Here is a 21,992-nt window from a genome sequence, read left to right as displayed (position 1 = left end):
CGCGTGAAACGTGGGCTGGATGACTGAGAAGCTTAAGATCACCGCGATCAAGCCCTATCCGGTGTGGGTAGGAACCCGCAATCAGATGCTCGTCAAGATCGAGACCGACCAAGGCATCTTCGGCTGGGGCGAGAGCGGCTTGAGTGGTCGCGAGAGGGCCGTGGCCGGCGCGGTCGAGCACTATCGCGAGTTTCTCATCGGCTGCGACCCGATGCAGATCGGACGGATCTGGCAGGAGGTTTACCGCAGCCAGTACTTCGAAGGTGGGCGAGTCCTTCAGGCGGCGATTTCCGCCATCGACATCGCCCTTCACGACATCAAGGGCAAGGCGCTGGGCGTGCCGGTCTATGAGCTGCTGGGCGGCAAACAGCGCGACCGCATCCCCACCTTCGCCTCGACCGGCGACGAGGCCGAAGGCGATGTTGCCATCGAACGGGCACGCGAACTTCGCGCACAGGGGTGGCAGGCAATCCGCTTCTTCCCTTTCGGGCAAAACAGCAAGGACATCTTCGAGCCGCGCGAGTCCATCGGCCCTACCGCGAGTATGCTGAACAAGGCGCGCGAGGCGCTGGGCGGCGACGTGGTCCTCGGCCTCGACTATCATCATCGGCTGTCGGTGGCAGAGGCGGCGAGCTTCTGCAGCAGGCTCGGCCGCGGCGTGCTTGATTTCCTCGAGGAGCCGATACGGGCCGAGACGCCGGAGGCCTATGAATCACTGCGCACGATGACCGACATCCCCTTTGCCATCGGCGAGGAATTTGCCAGCAAGTGGCAGTTCCTGCCCTACATCGAGCGCGGCATCCATCAGTTCAACCGGATCGATGTCTGCAATGTCGGCGGGCTCACCGAGGCGATGAAAATCGCTGGTTGGAGCGAGGCGCATTATGTGGACCTGATGCCGCACAATCCGCTTGGTCCAGTGTGCACGGCCGCGACCGTGCATCTCGCTGCAGCGGTACCCAACTTCGCGTGGCTCGAGACCAGGGCACCCGAAACGAAGCTGGGCTTCGACAATTCCGACTTCTTCCCCGTGCAACCACGGCTCGACGGGACCGATTACCCGGTCGGCGATCTGCCGGGGCTCGGCGTCGAGGTCAACGAAGTTGCGGTCCAGGCGCAAAGTCTGCGTTTCTGGGAAGCGCCTCACCTTAGGCGCCGCGACGGTTCTGTTACGAACTGGTAGTTCCATTCAATCGGAGTCCACAATGACGCATACTTCCGACATCATGCGGCCGCCTAAAGACCTGATCGACGCACTCAGGGAGATCGGCGCCGCGACGGTGGCCGGCACGCTTGGCCACATGGGCTTCCGCAATCCGCACATGGTCGGTCCGGTGGCGCAAAACCACGGGAAGTCGATCGTCGGGCCGGCGCTGACGCTGCAGTTTCTGCCGCAGCGACCGGACCTCTTCACCGAGGGAGAATATGCCGATCCGGAGACGCAACTGCACCGGCACGTGCTCTATCACGCGCAGGAGGGCGATGTGGTCGTGGTCGACGCGCGCGGCGACATGAGCTCAGGCGTCTTCGGCGATATGATGTCGACCTATTTCAAGGGCAGGGGTGGGGCGGGTATCGTCATCGACGGATGCATGCGCGACCGGCCCAATGTCGAAAAGCTCGACCTGCCCCTATGGCTGCGCGGCTGGACGCCAAACTATCATGTGCAGACCAGCATCTATCCCAATGCCGTCAACGTCCCGATTGCCTGCGGCGGTGTCACGGTGATCCCCGGCGACATCATCGTCGCCGACGACGACGGCGTGGTGGTGCTTCCCGTCGTAATGGCCCCGAAGGTGATCGAAGAATCACAGAAGCATCACGATTGGGAGGAGTTCTCGCGAGCGAAGCTCATGGAGGGCGGGCCGTTGCAACGCTACTATCCGTTGCATGACGATGCCCGCGGGGAGTACGAGGAGTGGCGCAAAACAAACCGCCCCGAGAACCCGAGTTAGTCAGCAGGCCTTGGCGATCAGTTTTGCCAGGCAATCGGCAGCCTCAGTCCCCGGCACGCCAAGATCTCTGACACTGTCCATGTGGTTGCGGTTCGGGAGCACATGCCACGTTACCAACGATCCCTGCCGCAGCAAGCTTGCTTTGAATCGATCGGCTTGCTGATGGAAGGGTGGCGTCTCATTGGCTCCGACCAGAACCGTCGTCCTGGTTTGAGGATCATGCCGACAAGCGAGAGGTGTGAACATGGCGACTTCCTCGTCGGTGATTCCAATCTCGTTGGCGAGAAAGGAATCCTGGAGCGGCTTCAAATCATAGAGCCCGCTCAACAGAAGGGCTGCCCTCACATTCGAGGGGGTATGCTCTCCCTCGAACAGAAACGTTGCAAGATGTGCTCCTGCCGAATGACCACTGACAGTCAGGGCCATCGGGTTTCCACCATGATCGGCGATTTTGGCCAGGACCCACTGCTTGGCGCGGCGCACCTGGTCGACGATCGTCGCCATTCTGACCTTGGGCATCAGAGCGTAATCAAGGATGACGGCAATAGCCCCGGCCTGGGTAATCGTCGTCGCCATGTATGAATAATCGCACTTGGAGAACATTCTCCAGTAGCCGCCATGGACAAAGATGTGCACCGGCAGGGCCGTTCTTTTGCCCGCGGGGAAGAACAGGTCCATGGTTTCGGTCGGATCCGGTCCGTAGGCCACGTCCGCGGTCATCGCAATAGTGGCGCGGGCGGCCTCGCTGCGATCAACGAAGTCCTGCACGATTTCGTCAAATTCCGCGACGTGGTCGCGGATGCGAAAGGGGTCGCCTTGCATTCTTCTGCTCACATGCTGATGGCGAGGTATTTCGCCTCCATGAATTCCGCAATGCCGTGATGCTGCCCTCCCTCGCGGCCGAGCCCGCTCTGCTTGACGCCGCCGAAGGGGGCTGCCGGATCGGACATCAGCCCGCGGTTCAGAGCGATCATCCCGGCCTCGATCCGGGAGGCCACCCGCATGCCACGCGCCAGATCGCGCGTGTATATGTAGGCAGCAAGCCCATACTCAGTGTCATTGGCGCGCGCGATGACCTCGGCCTCGGTTTCGAAGCTGGAGATTGGCGCCACCGGCCCGAATATTTCCTCATGCGCCATCTTTGCCTCGCCTGGCACGTCGCGAAGCACTGTCGGAGGGTAGAAGAAGCCACGTCCGGCCAGGACTGAGCCGCCGCACATGACCCGCGCGCCGCGTGCGATCGCGTCGATGACAAGGCGGTCTATCTTCTCGACCGCCTTTTTCGTGATCATTGGCCCGCATTCCGTGTCCGGATCAGTGCCAGGGCCGACCTTGAGCGACGACATCCGCTTCTCGAGGCCATCCAAGAAGGCTTCGTAGATGCCGGATTGCACGTAGAGGCGGTTCGCGGCCGTGCAGGCCTCGCCGGCGTTGCGCATCTTGGCCACCATTGCACCATCGAGCGCCGCTTCGAGATCGGCGTCGTCGAACACAATGAACGGTGCGTTGCCGCCGAGTTCCATCGAACACGAAACCACATGCTTGGCAGCTTCTGCCAGCAGAGCGCGACCCACACCCGTCGAGCCGGTGAAGGAGAGTTTGCGCACCCGCGGATCGGCCAACATGGCGGCTGTCAAAGGCCCGGGACTGGAGGTTGTCAGGACGTTGACAACCCCCGGCGGAACGCCTGCGTCCTGGTAGAGCGCGGCGAGCGCGTAGGCCGTTAGGGGTGTCTCGCTGGCCGGCTTCAGGATCACCGTACATCCAGCGGCAAGTGCCGGCGCGATCTTGCGCGTCGCCATTGCGGCAGGAAAATTCCAGGGCGTGATCAGGACGCAGATGCCGATCGGTTCGTAGTCGACCACGATGCGGTTGGTGCCGGAAGGCGCAGTACCGAATTCACCGGTAATGCGAACCGCCTCCTCGGCATTCCAACGGAAAAACTCCGCGGCGTAAGCGATCTCGCCTCGGGCATCCCGCAGGGCCTTGCCATTTTCCAATGCGATGAGAGTAGCCAGCGCTTCCGATCGTTCCGTCATCAGTTCAAAGCAGCGTCGGAGGATCTCGGAGCGCTTTCGCGGCGACGTTGTCCGCCAGCCATGGGCTGCCTTGGCAGCGGCGTCAACGGCGGCGGCCGCGTCCTCTAAGGTCGCATCGGGTACGGCAGCGATGATGGCTTCCGTCGAGGGATCGATGACCTGAATTACCCTGCCATCCGCGGACTGCCGCCATTGGCCGTCGATATAGAGCCCCTGCGAGATTGTGTGGAAGTCGCTGACGCCCTGATCATCCGACAGAACCTGTGAAAACGTGTTCATCTCGATATTCCCGATTGTTTACACCACGCAGCTGGCGAGGTCGCCATCAAAGGCGGCCTGGACGAGGCGTCGCATGGACCTCAAATCGAATGGCCGCGGATTATTCTTGATGAGGCGCTCGATACCGATCGCTTGTTCCGCCGTCCAATCGAGCTTGTCGGGGGGCAGCCCTAGCTCGGCCAACGAGGGGGTGATCCCGATTGCCCCAAACAGCCGACTGACCTCGCCAATAGTCGCGTCGGCCAGCTCTTCGGGCGTCCGGCCTTTTCCGTCGAGGCAGAGCGCGCTGGCGATCTCGGCCATCTCGGTCGCTGCGGCTGTTCTGTTGTACTTCATGACGTATGGCAGCATGGTGGCGACACCCAATCCGTGAGCGGTGTGGGTTATCGCGCCGACCGGGTATTGTACGGCGTGCGCTGCCGCCGTGCCGGCGGTTCCGAACGCGCAGCCGGCTGCAAGTGCGCCCATCATCACGTCGGCCCGGGCGTCCTCGTCAGAGGGCCGGCGGTATGCCGTTTCAAGGCTTCGGCCAAGCAGCTTGATCGCCAGCAGGGCGAAATGATCGGTCAAGGCGGTTTTGCCGATAAAGACATGTTTCTGCGGAAGGCCGGGATCGGTTCCGCGCCTGGCGGCGGTGAAGGCCTCGATTGCATGCGTCAGCGCATCGGCGCCTGCGATCGCCGTCAATCCCGGCGGGCATGTCATCGTCAGTTCAGGGTCGCATATGGCTGCGGCCGCGATCAGATAAGGGCTGGAGATGCCGACCTTCAGTGTGCGATCCGGATCCGAGATCACGGCAACCGGGGTCACTTCAGAGCCGGTTCCGGCTGTCGTCGGCACCGCGATCAACGGCAGCGTTGGACCGGGCACCTTGAATTCGCCGTAGTAATCCTGGAGCTGACCGCCGTGGCTGATGAGCAACGCGGCGCATTTGGCCATGTCGAGACAACTGCCGCCGCCAATGCCGATCACCATGTCGGGCGCGAACTTCCGCGCCTCCTCGACGCAGACGGCAACGGTGTCTCGGGGAACGTCGGGTAGCACTCGGTCATGCACCAGCACATCTATTGCGGCGGCTCGCAGCGCCGCGACAATCTCTGCGAACGGGCCCGTTGCGGCAAAACGTTCATCGGTGCAGACGAGCGCGCGACGCCCGAGCCTGGCTGCGACAACCGGAATGACGTGGCGTTGGCCCTTCCCGAAGAGGATTTCGCGCGGCAGCCTTATGGCAGCGTAAAGGCTCATGACCTGCATCCTGTGATGATGTCTGGAAAGGCTGCGGGCGCGGCACGTTGCTCCCGCAGGGCCACCGCTAGCGCCATTGTTTCGTCTCCTAACGGCGGCAAATGATCCTCTATTAAATCGTATATGATATAGGATTGCATTGGCCGGAGCATCGTGTTAGCAACTCAATGTGTCAAGAGGCAAAACATGCAGGCCATTAACTTACTCAATGCGGACGATACGAACCTCGGCGGCGGGCGTATCCAGCGCTCCAGCAGCCTGGTTGAGGACGTCTACGAAGCGATTTTTGCGCAACTCATGTCGCTGAAGATTGCGCCGGGTTCGCGCATCACGGTCGACAGCCTGGTCAAGGAATTCAACGTCTCCCATACGCCGATCCGCGAGGCGCTCGGCCGGCTCGAGGGCGAAGGCCTGGTGCTGAAGACGCATCTGATCGGTTACCGCGCTGCGCCGCAGATCACGAAACGACGGTTCGACGAACTCTACGAGCTTCGCCTGCTGCTAGAGCCTCATGGTGCAGCCAAGGCGGCGGTGCTCATGGATGAGGTAAAGCTCGCACAACTTCAGAAATCCGCCGGCGTCATGGCGCGCCATGAGGGCAAGGACGAGCGCCTGCGGTATTCCAACTTCGCCCGCCAGGATGCCATTTTCCATGACAAGGTCATGGAATTCGCCAACAACGAACTCGTGCGCGAGACACTGGCTCACCAGCATACCCACTTCCACATATTTCGCCTGATGTTCCATTCGCGCGTCACCGAGGAGGCGCTTGACGAGCATGAGGCCATTCTGGCCGCTTTCGCTGCGGCCGATCCTGCCGCTGCCGAGCAGGCGATGCGTCGCCATATCGAGCATTCCCGCGACCGTTTGTTGTTGGCGTTCGACTGAGACTGTCGCGATGTCCCCGTACCCGCCATCGACGATCATCACGCAGGCCAGTGCCAACGAAGACCACTTCCCCGATTCAGCCTTCTAGAAACTCAAGCTTACCGGGCGAGTACAGGTCTCGCCCGGCCCCGTTCTCACAGGAAAGGAAGTACCATGCCAGGCAAAAAGATCCTGATGCTGACCGGTGAATTCACCGAGGAATACGAAATCTTCGTCTACCAGCAGGCTATGGAAGCGGTGGGCCACACCGTTCACGTCGTGTGCCCAGACAAAAGCGCTGGAGACCTGATCAAAACATCGCTGCACGATTTCGAGGGCGATCAGACCTACACCGAAAAGCTCGGTCACTATGCACTGATCAACAAGACCTTCTCCGACGCCGAGAAGCAGCTGGAGCAATACCACGCTGTTTACTGCGCTGGCGGTCGTGGGCCCGAATACATCCGCACGGACAAGCGCGTCCAGGCGATGGTGCGTCACTTCCACGAAAGCAAGAAGCCGATTTTCACGATCTGCCACGGCGTGCAGATCCTGATCGCGGTAGATGGGGTCGTGCGTGGCAAGAAGGTCGGCGCACTGGCGGCGTGCGAGCCGGAGGTGACGCTTGCGGGCGGCACCTATATCGACCTGTCTCCAACGGAGGCATATGTGGATGGGACGATGGTTTCGGCAAAAGGTTGGACGGCGCTTGCTGCGTTCATCCGCGAATGCCTGAAGGTGCTGGGAACCGAAATCCGCCACGCGTAGACCTTTGCTCCGACGCATCTCAAAGGGGGTGCGTCGGTCCTTGCTGCAGCGTCCGTAGCTTCTGCCGATAGTCTCCCGAGCTGATAAGCTTCCGGAAGGCACGTCCCTTACGTAGCGCAGCCATAACGGTCCCGTCGGCCCTGCGCAACTTTGTCGGTAGTCAAAGGGTGAGGGAAACCAAACTCGCATACGAGTGATCGGACAACTCGTGTGAAACCTAATCCGGACAACTCATCTGCTTACGACGCTACGAAGTCGCACCGCTGTCGGAAGTCGCACCGCTTGAGTACCCGACGTTGCTGCTTTATATGATGCGTGATGATTGATGCGCACCAGGAGGGCGACATGAGAACCACACTGGCGATCGATGACGACGTCCTGGTCGCGGCCAAGGCCATCGCCCGGCAGCAGGATCGCAGCCTCGGCGAGGTCATCACCGATCTCGCCCGGCGCTCGCTGCGCCGGCCTCAAGCCGGCGGCGAGCGCAACGGGATTCCTCTACTGTCGCCTCGGCCGGATGCACCTCCTGTCACGCTTGAGACCGTCAATGCCCTGCGAGACGACCTGCCTTGACGTTCCTGCTCGATGTCAATGTGCTGATCGCACTGATCGATCCTGGCCACGTCGCCCATGACGACGCGCATGGCTGGTTCGAACAGACCGGTAACGCCGCATGGGCTACGTGTCCCATCACCGAAAACGGCGTCCTGCGCATCGTCGGCAACCAAAGATATCCCAATTCTCCCGGCTCGCCCGCCGTCGTTGCGCAAATCGTTACCAAGTTGCGGGCTCTGCACGGGCACAGCTTCTGGCCCGACGATGTGAGCCTGGTCTGCTCCGGCGACATCGATGCAGCGAATATCCTGACCTCGGCACAGGTAACAGATACGTATCTTCTCGCGCTCGCCAAGGCGCGTGGCGGCCAACTTGCGAGCTTTGACCGCAAGCTGTCAGTGGCGGCCGTGAAGGGCGGGAAGTCTGCACTGCACCTGATTCCAACAAGGTAGACCGCCGGGCTCTTTTTGTCTGTTCTGCATCGCCGAACCGCGCAGGTTGAGATAGGCGTAGCCGCGCAGCACCATCAGGCCGGTGCGCTCAGGCGCAATGCGCTACCGTTCGTCCAAGGCCACGAGTGTCTCAACATGCCGCCCCTCTTCGATGGTTCGTCCTCCAGCTTCCAGTCAAGGTCGGGCTTGAACCGTTGCGCAGCTGCCTGCGACTGGTACAATGCGTCGGCTTACCAAACGAAGCTGTTGTTTCTGGCGACGAATGTTTGCTGGGTGATCCATTGCAAGACATCGGTGCTCAGGGGCGCTGGCGGTGTAGTCGCCAGTACGTTCGAGACTGGGGAGAGACAGACGCGCCGCACGTTCGTGTCCCACCTTACAACCTCTAGGACCTCGCAACATCGAGCCTATCCGGAGTGGTTCTACCCGCTGGTCCAAGATAAGCCGTTTCTGACCTTCGGCATGCCGCGGGACGTGTTCATCTCGATGGCTGGCGCGGCCGAGTTCACGCTCGGATTCGGGTTGAGATGCTCTTCCGGGCACCTCAGCTTCTTGGCCTTGACCACCCTCGGTCCAGCGTTGAAGCTGCAAGAGGCAGAAATTCGCTGTTTAGCGATTCTTGCCAGGATTCGCCAGGCCCGCGGCCCATCTGGACAGTTCGACCTCGGCCGCGATTGCCCTGTCAGCTGAAACGGTTGGCGCGGAACGTTGCAAGCATGGGGTGCGGATTGCCGGAGGCGATTTCTTTGGCAAGCAATTCGCCGACGATCAGTCCAAGCGTGGCGCCGCTGTGGCTAAAGGCGACATAAAGACCGGCGACGGTCTCGACGGAGCCAAGCACCGGCTCGCCGTCGCCGGGGATAGGCTTCGGGCCGACGGCATAGGCAGCGAGTTGGAGCCGCGGATTACCGTCGAGCACCGCACTGGCCTCGTCGAGCAGCCCTTTGATGGTCTTGTCGTGCACGGTGTAGGTGCCGTCCGAGTTGACCACGACTTCTTCCTCCGACCACGCCGAATCCAAAACAAGTGCGCCATCCGGCGTCGGGCGCACCGCCACGCGCGGCGTATTCAGCACGGCACGGAGCTCGGTCTTGGTCGGCTTAGTCTTCAAAAGAAGTGAAATCGGCGTGGCGTCGGGGACATCGACGCCGGTCTCCGCAAGCATGACAGGCGTCGCTGGCCCAACCGCAAGGACCACTGCATCCGCCTTTACCGGCGCACCGTCGACAGTGACGACGCCACGCGCGCGACCACCTGTGGCATCTATCCGCACGCGTCCAGCGTCCAGGATAAGCTTGCCGCCGCGGGAGCGGAATTCATTGAGTAGCAGATCGATCAGGGAGGGCAGGTCGACCCATCCTTCGCCAGGATTGAAGATTGCGCCCTGCGGGGTGATTGCATTGGCATTGACGCCGGGCGTCATTGCACCAACTTCGGCAGGGCCGAGCAGAAGCGCGTCATAACCAATTTCCTGCTCCAGCTGGCAGATGGACGCGATCTGGTTCGACTCATCATCCGCATCCCAGGTGAGGCCGCCGTCAAAGCGAAGCCACGACGCCGTTTCCGGCCTTGTGGCCGCCAGGGTCCGATAACGGTCGATACCTGCAAGCCTCAAGCGGTGATAGGCAGTGTCGGCACGTCGCGCTGAGTTCAGCCAGGAAAGTGAACGGCCGGATGCACCGTTGGCCGGCGCGCCGTCATTGACAATGGTTACATCAAAACCAAGACGAGCGAGGTGCAGCGCGGAAGAGGTGCCGAAGATGCCTGCGCCGACAACGACGACTTGGCGCGGTTTTGCAGGTGCAGTCATAGGGAAATCCTTCTACGCAGAAGCCGGGCTGGGAGTTGTTGGATCGCTGCAGAGCGCGATGGAACTAGTAGTCCGTTAGCTTCTTCATATAGCGCCGGCCATCGAGCATCGGCCGGCCACGCAGGCCGGCCAGCTCATAGGCAAAACGCCATAGAGTGTCGAAGAAGACCAAGGGCACGAGATAGGGTTTGATGCCATCGGACATACCGCTGAGGTCGAGTTCCGCTCCATCTAGCACCAGGATGTTTTCCCGGCTGCCGTACTTGAAAAGGAAGTCGCGGGCGCGTTCCGTGAGGCGTCTCGTTTCATCCAAGCCCAACATCACGACGAAGCCGGCATCCTTGTCCACCACCTCAAAGGGGCCATGGAAAAACTCGTTCGCGTGTATGGCCTGCGAGTCGTACCACTGCATCTCCATCAACACGCAGATGGCGTACGAATAGGCCGCGCCATAGCTGGCACCGCTGGCAAGTGTGTAGATCGCCTTGCGCGGCGCGAAACGGGGTGCAAAGGTCTGAAACCGCTCGGCATAGGTCCGGTGCGCACGCTCTATCGCCGGCTGAAGATGGCTCAGGCTCATCAGCAGGTCGGCAGTTAGCTTGGCATCCTCCCGAGCATCGATCAGGCCAGCGAGCAGCATGTAGAGCACGCCGTAATTGCTGCAGGCTGAATCGATTGCTTTGCCCGTAGTGTAGGATGCCTGGTAAGCTATCGGGTGGTCGACCGCCCGCGCGAGGGGCGATATCTGGTCGAGTGTCATGGCGATTGTCGTTGCGCCTCGGTGTTTTGCATGATTGGCCGCCCGCACGGTCTCCTTGGTGGTGCCGGTCTGCGAGCAAAGGACAACGAGCGCTTCAGGTCCCAACCGTCGCGGGTCTCGGCAGACGAACTCATCCGCGTTGTAGATGTCGCAGGCGAATGTGCCGCTGTGACGGTCGACGAAGTATTTGCCTGCCATCAGGATCGAGAGCGAGCCGCCGCACGCCACGAGGAATAGGTGCGAAAACTGCCTGCCCGCCGTAGCGGTCAGGGCGCGTTCCACGTCGGCGGGCAGGGCGGAAATCATGGGCTTTCTCGTCTGGTTGGCAGAACTAGGGGCCGGCGCACAATTGACAGGTGGCAGCCATTGTGCGAACGTTATCACATCCTTTAAACCGAAAGTCCTGCAATGGTCAAGATTGCCGCGATAGGCGATAACGTGGTCGATTGTTATCTTGCTCGCGACGAGATGTATCCTGGCGGAAATTGCCTCAATGTCTCGGTCTATGTCAGCCGCTTCGGCGGACGATCGGCCTATGTCGGAGCGATCGGCAAAGACCGGGCAGGGGACCTGATCCGCACTGCATTGACCTCGGAGCGCGTGGACGTTAGCCGATTACGGCGCCTCGAGGGGCCTACCGCTTACTGCCTCATAGGTCACCGCAACGCCGATCGGATTTTCCTGGACTTCGATCTCGGAGTTTCGGTGTTTACGCCGACGCAAAAAGATCTGGATTTTCTCTCGGGCTTTCAGGCCGTCCACATCGGCCAGTCCAGCGGGTTAGACCCGTGGGTTGCCGCTGTATCGAGTAAGTCCCTGCTGTCTTACGACTTTTCCACGCGGCGGACACCGGGACATCGACGCGAGATTGGGCCCTATTGCTATCTGGCTTCCGTCTCGGGTGACGGTCTCGACGACAACGAATTGGCCGCAATCGCAGCCGAACTCCTTGGATGTGGTTCAAAGTGGGTCCTTGTGACTCGTGGCCGAGCCGGCGCAGTGCTTCACAGCGACACCGTCTCTTATCGCACTGAGGCGCGGCTGGTCGAACCAGTCGACACCCTGGGCGCGGGCGACACCTTCATCGCCAGAACGCTATTCGGCCTGCTTAAGGAAGAGGCGCCTCAAGACATTCTCGGCCATGCCGCGGAGGCGGCGGCCGCTACCTGCCAGTACTACGGGGCGATCGGCCACGCGACAGCAATCGAGTTAGGAAAGATGACGCCGGAGATCCTTCGCGGAGCTAGGCACGCTCAAGACTGGAAAACCGTCTAGCAGCGAAATTCTCCGAAGCAATTGACGCGAGAAATGGACAATGCTAGGGAAAATGATAACGTTCTCACCTATCTGACCAAAACGCCACCTAAGAGCGTTTTGATGGATGAGAGTCGAGTGGGATCGCAGGGCCGAGTTCGGCCAATCGTAAGAGGAGAAGACATGCACACGAATTTGAGCAGGCGCCAACTTGTGAAATCCGGTCTGGCGCTGACGATCGCGCTGTTGACAGGACTTGGCACGTTGGCCTCGTCAACGCAGGCAAACGCGGCCGACAACCCCTACAACCTCATCGACCCGACGGTGATCAGCGTCGGAACCATGGGCGATGCGAAACCCTATGTCTTCACCGACGCCAACGGTAACTTCACTGGCTTCGACGCCGAACTGTTCCGTGATGTGGCGCGCCGGCTCGGGTTCAAGGAGGAACAGGTCGTTTTCACCGGCCAGGAATTCTCGGCGCTGCTGCCGTCGGTTGCCAACGGCCGCTTCGACGTCGCTGTCGCGGCCATCGGCACGACCGCGGAGCGCAAGAAGACCGTGGATTTTGGCGACGGCTATCTCGCCGGCTACCTGTCGATCATTTCGGCTGATCCGGCACTGACGAGCAATGAGAGCACCGCCGGAAAGCGCATCGGCGTGATCCAGGGAACGCTGCAGGAAATCTATGCCGAGAAGAATCTGAAGGGCGACATTGTCAAATTCCCCGACAACAACACTGCGGTGGCGGCGCTGAATAACGGGACGATCGATGGCCATTTCACTGATTATGAGTCGGCCAAGCAGTATGTGGAGCGCTATAAGAACCTGAAGATAACAATGAACGTGCCGTCCTTCGATGCGCCGGCCGGGTTCGTGGTCAAGAAAGGCAACGATGCCTTCCGCGAGGCGCTCAACAAGGCGCTGCGCGAGGCCATGGACGATGGCACCTGGAAACGGCTGCATGAGAAGTGGTTCCCGGGCACTCCGATGCCCGATCAATATCTGCCCAAGAAGTAAATTCGCGCGTATTCATTTTCGTTTCCGGCCGGGCCCGTGAGCAACGGTGCCCGGCCGAGTTATAGATGGACTTGATATGAGCTGGTTCGATACCTTCGCCCGCAGCTTCCTTGATTTCCAGGCGATGGCAGAAGTTCTGCCAAACATGGTGATGGTCGGCCTCAAGAACACTTTGATCCTGGCCCTTGCCTCGACGTTTTTCGGGACGCTGATCGGTATCGTCCTCGCAGTCATGGGGATTTCGGAGAACCGGCCGCTGAAACTCCTTGCGCGGGTCTACACCGATATCTTCCGCGGGCTTCCTGCTATTGTCACGATCCTGATCATTGGCCAAGGCTTCGCGCGGTTGGGCCGAGATCTGTTCGGTCCATCGCCTTATCCGCTGGGCATTCTGGCGCTCAGCCTGATCGCCGGCGCCTATATCGGAGAGATTTTCCGCGCCGGCATCCAGAGCGTCGAGCGTGGTCAGATCGACGCCACCCGCACTCTCGGTATGACGTATGGCCAAGGCATGCGCCTGGTGGTGATCCCTCAAGGCATCCGCCGCGTCCTGCCTGCACTGGTCAACCAGTTCATTGGCAACGTCAAAGACTCCAGCCTGGTCTATTTCCTTGGTCTGCTCGCCTCCGAACGCGAACTGTTCCGCGTTGGCCAGGATCAGGCCGTGCTGACCGGCAATCTGTCGCCGCTGTTGCTGGCCGGCGTGTTCTATCTCGTGATCACGGTGCCGCTGACCCACCTCGTCAATTACATCGACGCGCGGATGCGCGTCGGCAAACGTATCACCGCTGTGCAGAGCGGCCTCAAGGAAGTCGCCGAGCTTGCCGAGGCGGTCGTGCCGGGCGCAGCGAAATTGCCCGCAGTGGCGCCCACCCGCTTCAAGGGCGGCGGCATCGAGGTCAAGAACATCGACATGGCCTACGGCGCCGTCCAGGTGCTTCATGACGTCAGTCTGAAAGTCGAGCCCGGGACCGTCACCTGCCTCGTCGGTCCGTCCGGCTCGGGCAAGTCGACCTTGCTGCGTTGCCTCAACCGCCTCGTAGAGTGTCGAGCCGGCGACATTCTGCTCGATGGCGAAAGCATCTACAAACAGACCCCTGACCAACTCCGGCGGCGCGTCGGCATGGTTTTCCAGCAGTTCAATCTGTTTCCAGACCGCAGCGCGCTCGCCAACATCACCCTGGCGCTGCGCAAAGTTAAGCGCATGTCGCGCGAGGAGGCTGAGGGGGCGGCCTTAGCGAGGCTGCATGAAGTCGGACTGCTGGAGCGCAAAGACCATCGGCCGGCCAATCTCTCGGGCGGGCAACAGCAGCGGGTGGCCATCGCGCGCGCCCTGGCCCTCGAACCCGAAATTATGCTGTTCGACGAAGTCACCAGTGCGCTCGATCCGGAATTGGTCAAGGGTGTCCTGAACTTGATGGCCGACCTCGGACGGGGCGGGATGACGATGGTCGTCGTTACACACGAGATGAACTTCGCTCGCAAGGTCGCGAACCAGGTCGTATTCATGGACGAGGGGCGGATTGTCGAGGCAGGACGACCAGAGGACCTTTTCGACAATCCGCAGAGTCCACGTCTTCGGCGCTTTTTGTCAGAGGTGCTGTGATTGCAATGGTGTGCGTAACGGCGGCTGTTGCGGTGTTCGGCCTTGCGGGGCTGGCTTAACTGCCGCTAGGTCGCCGTCATGCGCGCGCGTGACGGCGGGGTTTGCCGAGTGACTGAAAGATCGTCGAAAAACGCAACTATCATAGAGGTCGCTCGCCGGGCCGGGGTGAGCTCCGCCACCGCCGGGCGTGTCCTTGGTGGCTACGGCTACAGCAGCTCCGAGGTTCAGGAGAAGGTGCGCGCCGCCGCAGCTGCGCTGGGCTATCGCCCCAATCGCCTGGCCAAAGGCCTGATCACCGGTAAGACGCAGACTATCGGAGTTGTGGTTGGCGACATCGAAAGCCCATTCTACGCCAGCGTGCTGCGCGGAATAGGGGATGTCGCGCGCCGTGGCGGCTTCGGGGTAATCGTCACGAATAGTGACGAAAATGCCGAACTCGAGCGAGAGGCGGTGCAGTTGCTGCTGGAAAAGCAGGTCGATGGGCTGATCGTCTCATCGACCTTCGTGGACGAGCCGGATCATCTTCGTGAAGCAGTCGCGGCCCGCTGCCCCGTCGTGCAGTTCGACCGTATAGTGGCGGGCCTGGAAACCGATTCAGTCGTGGTCGACAACGTTTCTGTAACGCGTAACAGCATCGCGGCCATGATCGCCGCCGGACACAGCCGCATCGGAATACTGGCGGAACTCGGGCCGGGCCACCGCGATGATGTTGGCTCCTTTGTGGCGAACGTTGATCTCTCCAGCTTCGATGTTCGCTACCATCATCCAAGCTGGCAACGATTGTTGGGTTATCTCGAAGCCCATCGTGCCGCAGGTATCGAGCCGGATCCACGGTTGATCCGCCGCGTAGCGGTCTATTCTAGCGAGGCAGCTCGCAAGGAGGCGCTCGATCTGCTGACAATGCGCAATACGCCGTCCGCTCTATTTACCGCCGATGGTGTGATGTCGACAGGCGTTCTGGAGGCGACTTCCGCACTAAGACTTGCGATTCCAGGAGACGTTTCGCTGCTTTGCTTCGACGATCTCGATTGGATGCAATTCGTGGCCCAGGGTATCACAGCCATCGCCCAGCCAGCGCATTTGATCGGGGCGGCGGCGGCGGAGCTTCTCTTGAAGAGGTTAGCGCAGGCCACGTTACCTTTCGAGCATCGTGTCCTGGCAGCCCAGATCGTGGAACGAAATTCCATTGCCGTGCATGGCCAATCGTAGGTTGGATCATCTGAGGTCCCGCAGCAGGTGCGTCGCTGACATTCAAGCTGTGGCTGTATTGACGCAAAACGGTCGTGCTTCATTCTGGAAAACATCGACAAGTTAGTTTGAAATCGCTGACCTGGAACCGACGCGCCATTTTCGGTTTAAACTGCGAACGCCAGCAGCCGGGCGGGTCCACGGGCGGAGAGGGCAGGGCGCTCGGCAAAGCAGCGGTCGAAGGCAAACGGACGACGCGCATCGCCCAGCAGTGCGGGGATCCTTTGCCGTCGGCCGGTTTTCTGAGAGCATCACAGCGTGCGCACAATCCGGGAGCCGACATTCCATGCCAACAAGAAGCGATGCTAGTAAAGCGCGCCGGTGGTTTGCCGAAGACCTGCGTGTCTCATCACCAGTCTTGCACAACCCTGCTGTCATCGAGGCCTTCGCAAAGGTTCCGCGCGAACACTACCTTGGCAACGGGCCATGGCGTATCCATTCGAGATTGAAGATCGGGGCGGTCCATACCAGCCCTTCAGCCGCACTTCATGAGATTTACCACGACGTTCTGGTCTCACTGGACGAAAAACGCGGATTAAACAGCGGTTTGCCGTCGCTTTGGGCCTTGGTTTTCGACCATGTGAACATCGCTCCCGGCCAGACCGTCCTTCAGGTAGGCGCCGGTGTCGGCTATTTCACCGCCATCCTCGCTGAACTGACGGGTTCTGAAGGACGCGTGATTGCATATGAGATCGACGAAGAACTCGCCCGGCGCGCGCAAAGCAATCTTGCTCATTATGCCCATGTCGACGTGATTTTCGGTGATGCAACGCAGGCAGTTGATCTGCCAGACCTCGATGTCGTTGTCGCCTTTGCCGGAGTGACGCACGTGCCGGAACGGTGGCTTTCAAATTTGTCCGACGCTGGCCGGATGGCGCTGCCGTTCACGGGCGAAGACCAACGAGGCTTCATGATGCTTCTGGAAAGAGCTGGCGATACATTTCCCGTACGGCCACTTGTGCCATGCGGGTTTTACCCCTGCAGCGGAGCCAGGCGCAGTGACGAAGAAAAGGCCTTGAAGGCTGCCCTCAAGGGGGCCCGAGGCAAAGTCACCGGTCTCGCGCAATATCATCGAGGCCGACCAGCAAACGGGATCGAGAACGCTTGGCTGGTGACTGAGACGTACTGGATTTCGAAGGCCTAGAGATCGATATCAATGTCGCGTGTCGCCGCCGTAGCGTGCGGCACGGCTTTCCAAGGGCGATCCATCCGTCGGGAGCAGTCCTAAGCATTGTTATTGCGTCCGAAATTTCCCCGATCCGCGCGTGGGGATTGCAGCCGCGGTCCTTGCCGGCTGCAGCGCAGGCTTCCGCTTGTCCGACGACTGACCAGACCCATCCCGTGCAGCACGATCCGCCGCCGAGACGTCTGCGACTAGCGACGCAAGTTCAGTCTCGTCGAGCGTCTCGGTCTCGAGCAGCCTGCGTGCCGCCCTTTCCAGCACGTCGCGCCGCTCGGTGAGCAGGCCGACGGTTCGTTCGAATGCGGCCGCCACAATGTCGCGTACTTCCGTGTCGATGGCATCGGCGGCGGCTTCGCCGTAATCGTGCTCGCGCGGTCCGCCGGCGAGCAGGTTTTGATCATCACCTCAATGCGATGATTGCGGGGAATGAATTTGGGATTGCTGGAATTCATGACCTGTTTGCGAAATGCCACCTCGGCTGGTACGCGTGCCAGGCGCTCGCACCACTTCCTTGACCAGGCGTCGAATGCGCTGGGCTCTTTGAACAGTTGTCGCGCCGCGCTTTTCCGGGGCGTCTGAAGGTAAGCGTGAAATCCGCACCGCCGCGAGCCATAGCTTCGAAAGATCGCTCGCAAGCTGCAAGTCCCCCTTCGGGTTCGCTCAGCAGTTCAAGTCTTCTACTTATGCCACGGTGGAAAGTAGCCTCATAACGCGACTGGAATTGCCTCTCCGCTTCAGAGACTGCTTCATCCCCATCCTCATTCAGCAGCGGCAGCAGTGTCTCAGTGAACCGCGTCAGGTTCCATACGGCGATGTGCGGCTCGTTGACATAGGCATAGAGGCCAAATTTGATCGATCGAGCTGAATACCGCCCGAGGATCATATATGTCCATGAAGGCGCAAGGGCCGTAATCGATCGTCTGCCGGATATCGCCATCACGCCGTGGATGAAGCCGACCAGCATCCAGCGCGCCACCAGGTCGGCCTGCGCCTCGGATCAACGCTCGCGTCGCCATTCGCAAGATAGTTGTGCATGTCGGTTGCAGCGACCGCTGCGTGGCCGAATGCTACGGCAAGCTGATTGATCTCATTGACCACATCTCCGGCTGCATAAAGTCCGGTGACTGCGGTGCGCTGGCGCGAATCTACGACGAGGTTGCCCGCTTTGTCACAGCATGCACCAAGGTCGACCGCGAGCCTCGAGCGGATGGTCGAGCCCATCGCAGGGTAGATGGTGTCAAACGACAGCGTTCCGCCGTCGATGAGTTCCACGACCGCCTCCCGGCCCGTGGCGCAAACGGCATTGGGTCTGCATACGCCGATCTCGATACCGGCCCTCTTGAGCTTGGTACGCTTGTCGGGGGAGGGCTCGGATGGATCGGTAATCAGCAAAGTGAGATCCTGAGTGAAGGTGCGCATGAACAAGGCCTTTTTCATTGCGTGTTCGGCCGGTCCGATGACGGCCACCCGTTTGTCGATGGCTTCATAGCCATCGCAGATAGGGCACAATCGCAAGACGCCAGCTTGGATCATGTCGGTAGCGCCAGGAAGATCCGGGAGGGTGTCAACAACGCCGGTTGCAATGAGCACCGAGCGGGCACGAATGGGAGATGAAGCGCCCGCCAAAAACCCAGCCTTCGTTCTGCGAATGGATACGATCCTGTCGTGGACCAAGCTTGCGCCGTATCGAGTGGCCTGCAGTTCGAGGCGGTCAAGTAGGTCAGGGCCGGTGATGCCGTCTGGGAAGCCTGGGCAGTTGCGCGTCAAGGGAATCCACTTTGCACGGCTCTCATCTGCGTCGACAACAATTACTCGCCTTCGAAATCTTCCAAGGTAAGTCGCAGCCGCTAGGCCCGCTGGCCCGCCACCTACGATCAGGCAGTCGAAGCTTCCTTCATGCCGGCTCGTGTCCCGGTGGACCATTCAGAAATCCTGAAATCACACGGCTGCATCGCGAGCGTACAGTCGAACGCCGTTGAAGGAAACGCGGAGCAAGCCATTTGGTTACAGTGGCACGCCAATCGGGCGTTTCATGCATTCCGCCATCGAATCTCCGACATGCCTGCGGGGGGACGAGGTCAACGCTTCGTCATCCTTGCGTCTAGCGACCGCTGGGAGGCGGCATTGCACGATGTGGCCGCGCGAAGTAGCTCGGAGATGAACAAGTCTACCGATCGGACTTCCCAGGCTGCCCGAATTCTTACATTAACAGTCCGCGGAACGCCCAAACGGCGCGGAGCTCGAGCTGCTCGGCGTGGAGTGGCATCGAATATTAGCTGCTCGACACCTTGTTCCGCTCCCTGACCATGCGAGCGACGAGCTTGGTCCCCCTCGGCAAGCGCTATGAAGTTTGGTCATGGTGCTCCGTCTCTCACCTCAGGCTGGGTGGAACTCTGAGCCCGAGTTTGCATTTCTGCCCTGAAGGGCGAAGAAGCTGGAGCGAGAGATGAAGTATCTACTGGCGGCGTTGAGCGGCTTTGCGCTCACGCTTTGCGTATTCGTGGGTGGGGCTGCGCTCGCGATCACCTATCTCACCGCGAAACCGGTTCCGGTCCAAAAGCCCGCCGTGGACGCAGCAATGGTATTGCCGACCCAGGCGATAAAGGTCGACACCACCCTGCGAAACCTTAAGCGTGTCGAAAGACAGCCCGCCGTGGAGCCCCGGACACATGAACAAGCGCCTGAACCAGCGCCGGCCGTCGACCACACTAGGACCGCGTCAAACAGTGCGCCGCAAACTTCGGCGTCCACGACCCTGAGCAGTGACCATGTGAACTGGTGCACCCATCGGTACCGCTCGTACCGCCCCGACGACAACAGCTACAGATCGTACAGCGGCGTCGCCCGCGAATGCATCTCACCCTTTTCTGATCACAACGTCGTCACACGCCCCTCCAGCGCCTCTCCCGAAAACATTGGCTATACGGAGGCGGCGGCCTCGAGTGGATATCAAAGCGCACAGCACGTTGATTACTGCTTCAGCCATTATCGCTCTTATCGGCCGGAGGATAACTCCTACCAGCCTTTTGGAGGCGGGCCGCGAAGGCAATGCCAGTGATTGCTAGTCTCAGAGATTGTCGAGCGTGAAGGTCGATCCCAACGCGACGATCTTCCGCGGCAGCCAGGCGCCACGGTAAGCATTGAGGATCTGGACTAGGAGGGGAAGCGCACAGAGCTGCTCGACGCTTTGTCCCGCTCTGTCCCCATGCGCGAGACGAGATTGATTAGGCTTCGCGAAACAGCGTGATGAGGTTCGCCACGGCCTATTCTTTGAATAATGATTCGGAACAGTCGGCCCTATCGGGGTTACCTCGGGCCAACTGAGAGGAGACCACAATGGACCACACCAATCGGCTTACGAATGCTGAACTGCGCGCTGACGTTGTTGAAGGCGCGACCATCTACGGGCGCGATGATGAGGAAATCAGTACGGTAGACCACGTCCATGGAACCGGAGACCAGGCCCAAGTCGCTTCGATCTTGGCGGGTTCCTGGGCATCGGATCAAAGCGGGTAGCGCTGTATGCGAGTCAGCTCGATTTCATGCGGGACGAAGACGGCACCGTGCATGCCATCACGCAGATGACTACCGACCAATTGAAGGAGCTACCTGAGCATCACGATAGCTGATCTGTCTTGGCCTGGCACTGCCGGGCCTTTTCACACGCCAACGTAAAGGTTGTGCCGTCGAGCATCAGCTCAGTCAGCGCCCAGACCAGCGCATCGGCGCGATCAGGCGATCCTTCGAGAAGAAAGAATTGCCGATCGGCTCGAAGGTCGTGATGGAGTGATGGAGTGATGGAGCGTAGGGGGACGGTTGGTTCGTCCACATCGATATTCCATAGCAAGGAATGACAGGATAGACGAAGCGGCACGCTAGTTGGAAGAGGCATACAATATGTTCGCGAACAGCCCTTGTCTGAGCCGCCCGCGCACCGGTCACAGCGGTAACCGGCAGCGGGCACATGCCCACGACCTGTTTTGCGCTTCCCGCTGCCCGCACACTTTGCTTGGGAGCCGCAGTAGCGCTCAGGCGCCGGAGACCCTCTCCTGCTCAGCTTCTTGATTGGCCGCCGCCGCTTCCATTTCGAGCCGCGCCAAATGGGCCTTGATTTCCTCAGGCTCGGCGTGTTCCAGCCCGACGACATTGTTCCTCGTTTCCTTCAATGCGACGATGATTTCATCGAGCTTCGCATGGATGGCAGCGGTGTCGCGATAACCCTGCATTAGGACCACGCCGGTAATCACAATCGCAGCTACTGAAAGCGCATAGGTAATTACGCTTGTTAGGCCGAAAGGAACCATCGCAGTGCAGGCGATCATCGCGGCGATGATCACATAGAAGCCGGGCGGGCGGGAAAGAAAGTCAGCGATCATAAAGAGAAATCGGTTCATGTGAATCCCCAAACAAATGATGCAATCCGATTGGGGTCCGATTTTGGGTGCTCGTCAATGGCCGTCCGAACGCGGACGGCCCTCGCTTATGAGCCAGCGGAATAAGGCTCCGGGACTGCCCATGAATCGTTGCTGTGCAGTCGTCCTTACTTTTCCGCTTATACGGGAACGTGGCGTCCCCGTCATCCTCTCCGGACAGGGCGCGAGGATTGGCGTGAGAGACACCGTCGTTCGTTCCCCCTTTATGGCTCTTTTCGGACTGGCCCCTGGCCTCCGCCTCTGGCGCCGGCTTGCCGGCCAGCTCGTTTTCAAAACGGGTCTTTTCGACATGGCTCTTTTCTCCATTGAGAAACGCCAACCCGATATGAGGAGCAAAGTTCCGCGGCCGAAACCAGCCTCGTCAAGGCATGTTGCTTAGTCGCGTGCTTCCGCTTCTGCACTCCCTGCGGGAGGTCAGGGGAATCGCATATGGCGATTTTGGGGTTGAGTTTAGGCTGAGAAAGGATTCTTTGGAGAGGCAGTTGAGCGAAGGAGCGACTGCCATTTCCTGCCTTGAG

22 protein-coding genes and 1 pseudogene are annotated in these 21,992 nt (G+C 60.3%); 13 read left to right on the top strand and 10 right to left on the bottom strand.

From position 1 onward, the window contains the following. Positions 1 to 19: 19 nt before the first annotated feature. Positions 20 to 1,183, top strand: coding sequence for a mandelate racemase/muconate lactonizing enzyme family protein (locus NKH17_RS30930; protein ID WP_352808437.1), 1,164 nt, complete (start codon positions 20 to 22; stop codon positions 1,181 to 1,183). Between the two features lie 22 nt (positions 1,184 to 1,205). Beyond that, on the top strand, positions 1,206 to 1,955 hold the full coding sequence (locus NKH17_RS30925; RefSeq protein WP_352509053.1) for a ribonuclease activity regulator RraA: 750 nt from the start codon (positions 1,206 to 1,208) through the stop codon (positions 1,953 to 1,955). Here NKH17_RS30925 and NKH17_RS30920 read toward each other — a convergent pair whose 3' ends face one another. Genes NKH17_RS30920 through NKH17_RS30910 form a run of 3 tightly spaced genes read right to left on the bottom strand, consistent with a single transcriptional unit; the run spans position 1,956 to position 5,518 of the window. Beyond that, complete coding sequence (locus NKH17_RS30920) at positions 1,956 to 2,777, bottom strand: alpha/beta hydrolase (protein WP_352808436.1); 822 nt, start codon at positions 2,775 to 2,777, stop codon at positions 1,956 to 1,958. A gap of 8 nt (positions 2,778 to 2,785) precedes the next feature. After that, on the bottom strand, positions 2,786 to 4,273 hold the full coding sequence (locus NKH17_RS30915) for an NAD-dependent succinate-semialdehyde dehydrogenase (RefSeq protein ID WP_352808434.1): 1,488 nt from the start codon (positions 4,271 to 4,273) through the stop codon (positions 2,786 to 2,788). A gap of 18 nt (positions 4,274 to 4,291) precedes the next feature. Beyond that, complete coding sequence (locus NKH17_RS30910) at positions 4,292 to 5,518, bottom strand: iron-containing alcohol dehydrogenase (RefSeq protein WP_352808433.1); 1,227 nt, start codon at positions 5,516 to 5,518, stop codon at positions 4,292 to 4,294. A 186-nt stretch (positions 5,519 to 5,704) separates the two neighbouring features. On the opposite strand from NKH17_RS30910, the gene NKH17_RS30905 reads away from it, so the two are divergent. The 4 genes from NKH17_RS30905 (at position 5,705) to NKH17_RS30890 (ending at position 8,160) form a co-directional block, all read left to right on the top strand. Next, positions 5,705 to 6,406, top strand: a complete 702-nt coding sequence (locus NKH17_RS30905; protein ID WP_352739437.1) for a GntR family transcriptional regulator — start codon at positions 5,705 to 5,707, stop codon at positions 6,404 to 6,406. Positions 6,407 to 6,559: 153 nt separating this feature from the next. After that, the gene (locus NKH17_RS30900; RefSeq protein ID WP_254819857.1) at positions 6,560 to 7,153 is read left to right on the top strand and encodes a DJ-1/PfpI family protein; all 594 of its coding nucleotides are present in this window, start codon (positions 6,560 to 6,562) and stop codon (positions 7,151 to 7,153) included. A gap of 345 nt (positions 7,154 to 7,498) precedes the next feature. Continuing rightward, on the top strand, positions 7,499 to 7,726 hold the full coding sequence (locus NKH17_RS30895; protein ID WP_352808431.1) for a CopG family transcriptional regulator: 228 nt from the start codon (positions 7,499 to 7,501) through the stop codon (positions 7,724 to 7,726). Beyond that, a complete protein-coding gene (locus NKH17_RS30890; RefSeq protein WP_352902471.1) occupies positions 7,723 to 8,160 on the top strand; it encodes a TA system VapC family ribonuclease toxin in 438 nt (145 codons plus the stop codon). The genes NKH17_RS30895 and NKH17_RS30890 overlap by 4 nt, the downstream gene beginning before the upstream one ends. A gap of 682 nt (positions 8,161 to 8,842) precedes the next feature. Here the strand turns inward: NKH17_RS30890 and NKH17_RS30885 are convergent. Beyond that, positions 8,843 to 9,970 (bottom strand): NAD(P)/FAD-dependent oxidoreductase, encoded by a 1,128-nt coding sequence (locus NKH17_RS30885; RefSeq protein WP_352902468.1) that lies wholly within the window; start codon positions 9,968 to 9,970, stop codon positions 8,843 to 8,845. 64 nt (positions 9,971 to 10,034) lie between these two features. Further along, positions 10,035 to 11,036, bottom strand: coding sequence for an SIS domain-containing protein (locus NKH17_RS30880; RefSeq protein WP_352902466.1), 1,002 nt, complete (start codon positions 11,034 to 11,036; stop codon positions 10,035 to 10,037). A gap of 102 nt (positions 11,037 to 11,138) precedes the next feature. Here NKH17_RS30880 and NKH17_RS30875 point away from each other — a divergent pair, with 102 nt between their 5' ends. From NKH17_RS30875 to NKH17_RS30855, 5 genes are all read left to right on the top strand, one after another. After that, positions 11,139 to 12,005: a PfkB family carbohydrate kinase gene (locus NKH17_RS30875; RefSeq protein ID WP_352902463.1), complete on the top strand. Its 867-nt coding sequence runs from the start codon at positions 11,139 to 11,141 to the stop codon at positions 12,003 to 12,005. A gap of 162 nt (positions 12,006 to 12,167) precedes the next feature. Further along, positions 12,168 to 13,004: an ABC transporter substrate-binding protein gene (locus NKH17_RS30870; RefSeq protein ID WP_352509064.1), complete on the top strand. Its 837-nt coding sequence runs from the start codon at positions 12,168 to 12,170 to the stop codon at positions 13,002 to 13,004. Positions 13,005 to 13,080: 76 nt separating this feature from the next. After that, positions 13,081 to 14,610 carry an amino acid ABC transporter permease/ATP-binding protein gene (locus tag NKH17_RS30865; RefSeq protein WP_352902460.1) on the top strand — a complete coding sequence of 510 codons (1,530 nt, stop codon included), beginning with the start codon at positions 13,081 to 13,083 and terminating at the stop codon, positions 14,608 to 14,610. A 78-nt stretch (positions 14,611 to 14,688) separates the two neighbouring features. Then, entirely contained in the window at positions 14,689 to 15,819 is a 1,131-nt protein-coding gene (locus NKH17_RS30860) for a LacI family DNA-binding transcriptional regulator (RefSeq protein WP_352902457.1), read from the top strand. Positions 15,820 to 16,144: 325 nt separating this feature from the next. Continuing rightward, entirely contained in the window at positions 16,145 to 17,002 is an 858-nt protein-coding gene (locus tag NKH17_RS30855; protein ID WP_352902454.1) for a protein-L-isoaspartate O-methyltransferase family protein, read from the top strand. Between the two features lie 90 nt (positions 17,003 to 17,092). Here the strand turns inward: NKH17_RS30855 and NKH17_RS30850 are convergent, their stop codons facing one another. From NKH17_RS30850 to NKH17_RS30840, 3 genes are read right to left on the bottom strand one after another with little or no spacing between them, the layout of a single operon-like run. Then, a complete protein-coding gene (locus NKH17_RS30850) occupies positions 17,093 to 17,431 on the bottom strand; it encodes a hypothetical protein (protein WP_352808459.1) in 339 nt (112 codons plus the stop codon). Positions 17,432 to 17,489: 58 nt separating this feature from the next. Beyond that, positions 17,490 to 18,005: a protein adenylyltransferase SelO family protein gene (locus NKH17_RS30845; protein ID WP_352902451.1), complete on the bottom strand. Its 516-nt coding sequence runs from the start codon at positions 18,003 to 18,005 to the stop codon at positions 17,490 to 17,492. Further along, entirely contained in the window at positions 17,978 to 18,964 is a 987-nt protein-coding gene (locus NKH17_RS30840) for an NAD(P)/FAD-dependent oxidoreductase (protein ID WP_352973227.1), read from the bottom strand. Before NKH17_RS30840 ends, NKH17_RS30845 begins: the two co-directional genes overlap by 28 nt. Before the next feature lie 523 nt (positions 18,965 to 19,487). Between NKH17_RS30840 and NKH17_RS30835 the strand changes: the two genes are divergently transcribed. Together NKH17_RS30835 and NKH17_RS30830 are read left to right on the top strand one after the other, a co-directional pair. Next, entirely contained in the window at positions 19,488 to 20,099 is a 612-nt protein-coding gene (locus tag NKH17_RS30835; RefSeq protein ID WP_352903181.1) for a BA14K family protein, read from the top strand. A gap of 278 nt (positions 20,100 to 20,377) precedes the next feature. Continuing rightward, positions 20,378 to 20,670, top strand: a pseudogene (locus NKH17_RS30830) (PRC-barrel domain containing protein). Here the strand turns inward: NKH17_RS30830 and NKH17_RS30825 are convergent. Together NKH17_RS30825 and NKH17_RS30820 are read right to left on the bottom strand one after the other, a co-directional pair. Beyond that, positions 20,658 to 20,870, bottom strand: a complete 213-nt coding sequence (locus tag NKH17_RS30825; RefSeq protein ID WP_352903183.1) for a hypothetical protein — start codon at positions 20,868 to 20,870, stop codon at positions 20,658 to 20,660. The pseudogene NKH17_RS30830 and the gene NKH17_RS30825 overlap by 13 nt on opposite strands. Positions 20,871 to 21,069: 199 nt before the next feature. Then, positions 21,070 to 21,435 carry a low affinity iron permease family protein gene (locus NKH17_RS30820; RefSeq protein WP_352903178.1) on the bottom strand — a complete coding sequence of 122 codons (366 nt, stop codon included), beginning with the start codon at positions 21,433 to 21,435 and terminating at the stop codon, positions 21,070 to 21,072. Positions 21,436 to 21,992: the final 557 nt, after the last annotated feature.

This window comes from Mesorhizobium sp. M1334 (assembly GCF_040317995.1).
GTDB lineage: Bacteria > Pseudomonadota > Alphaproteobacteria > Rhizobiales > Rhizobiaceae > Mesorhizobium.
Note: the sequence above shows the minus strand (reverse complement) of the source record. Positions and strands in the feature narration are given on the sequence as shown.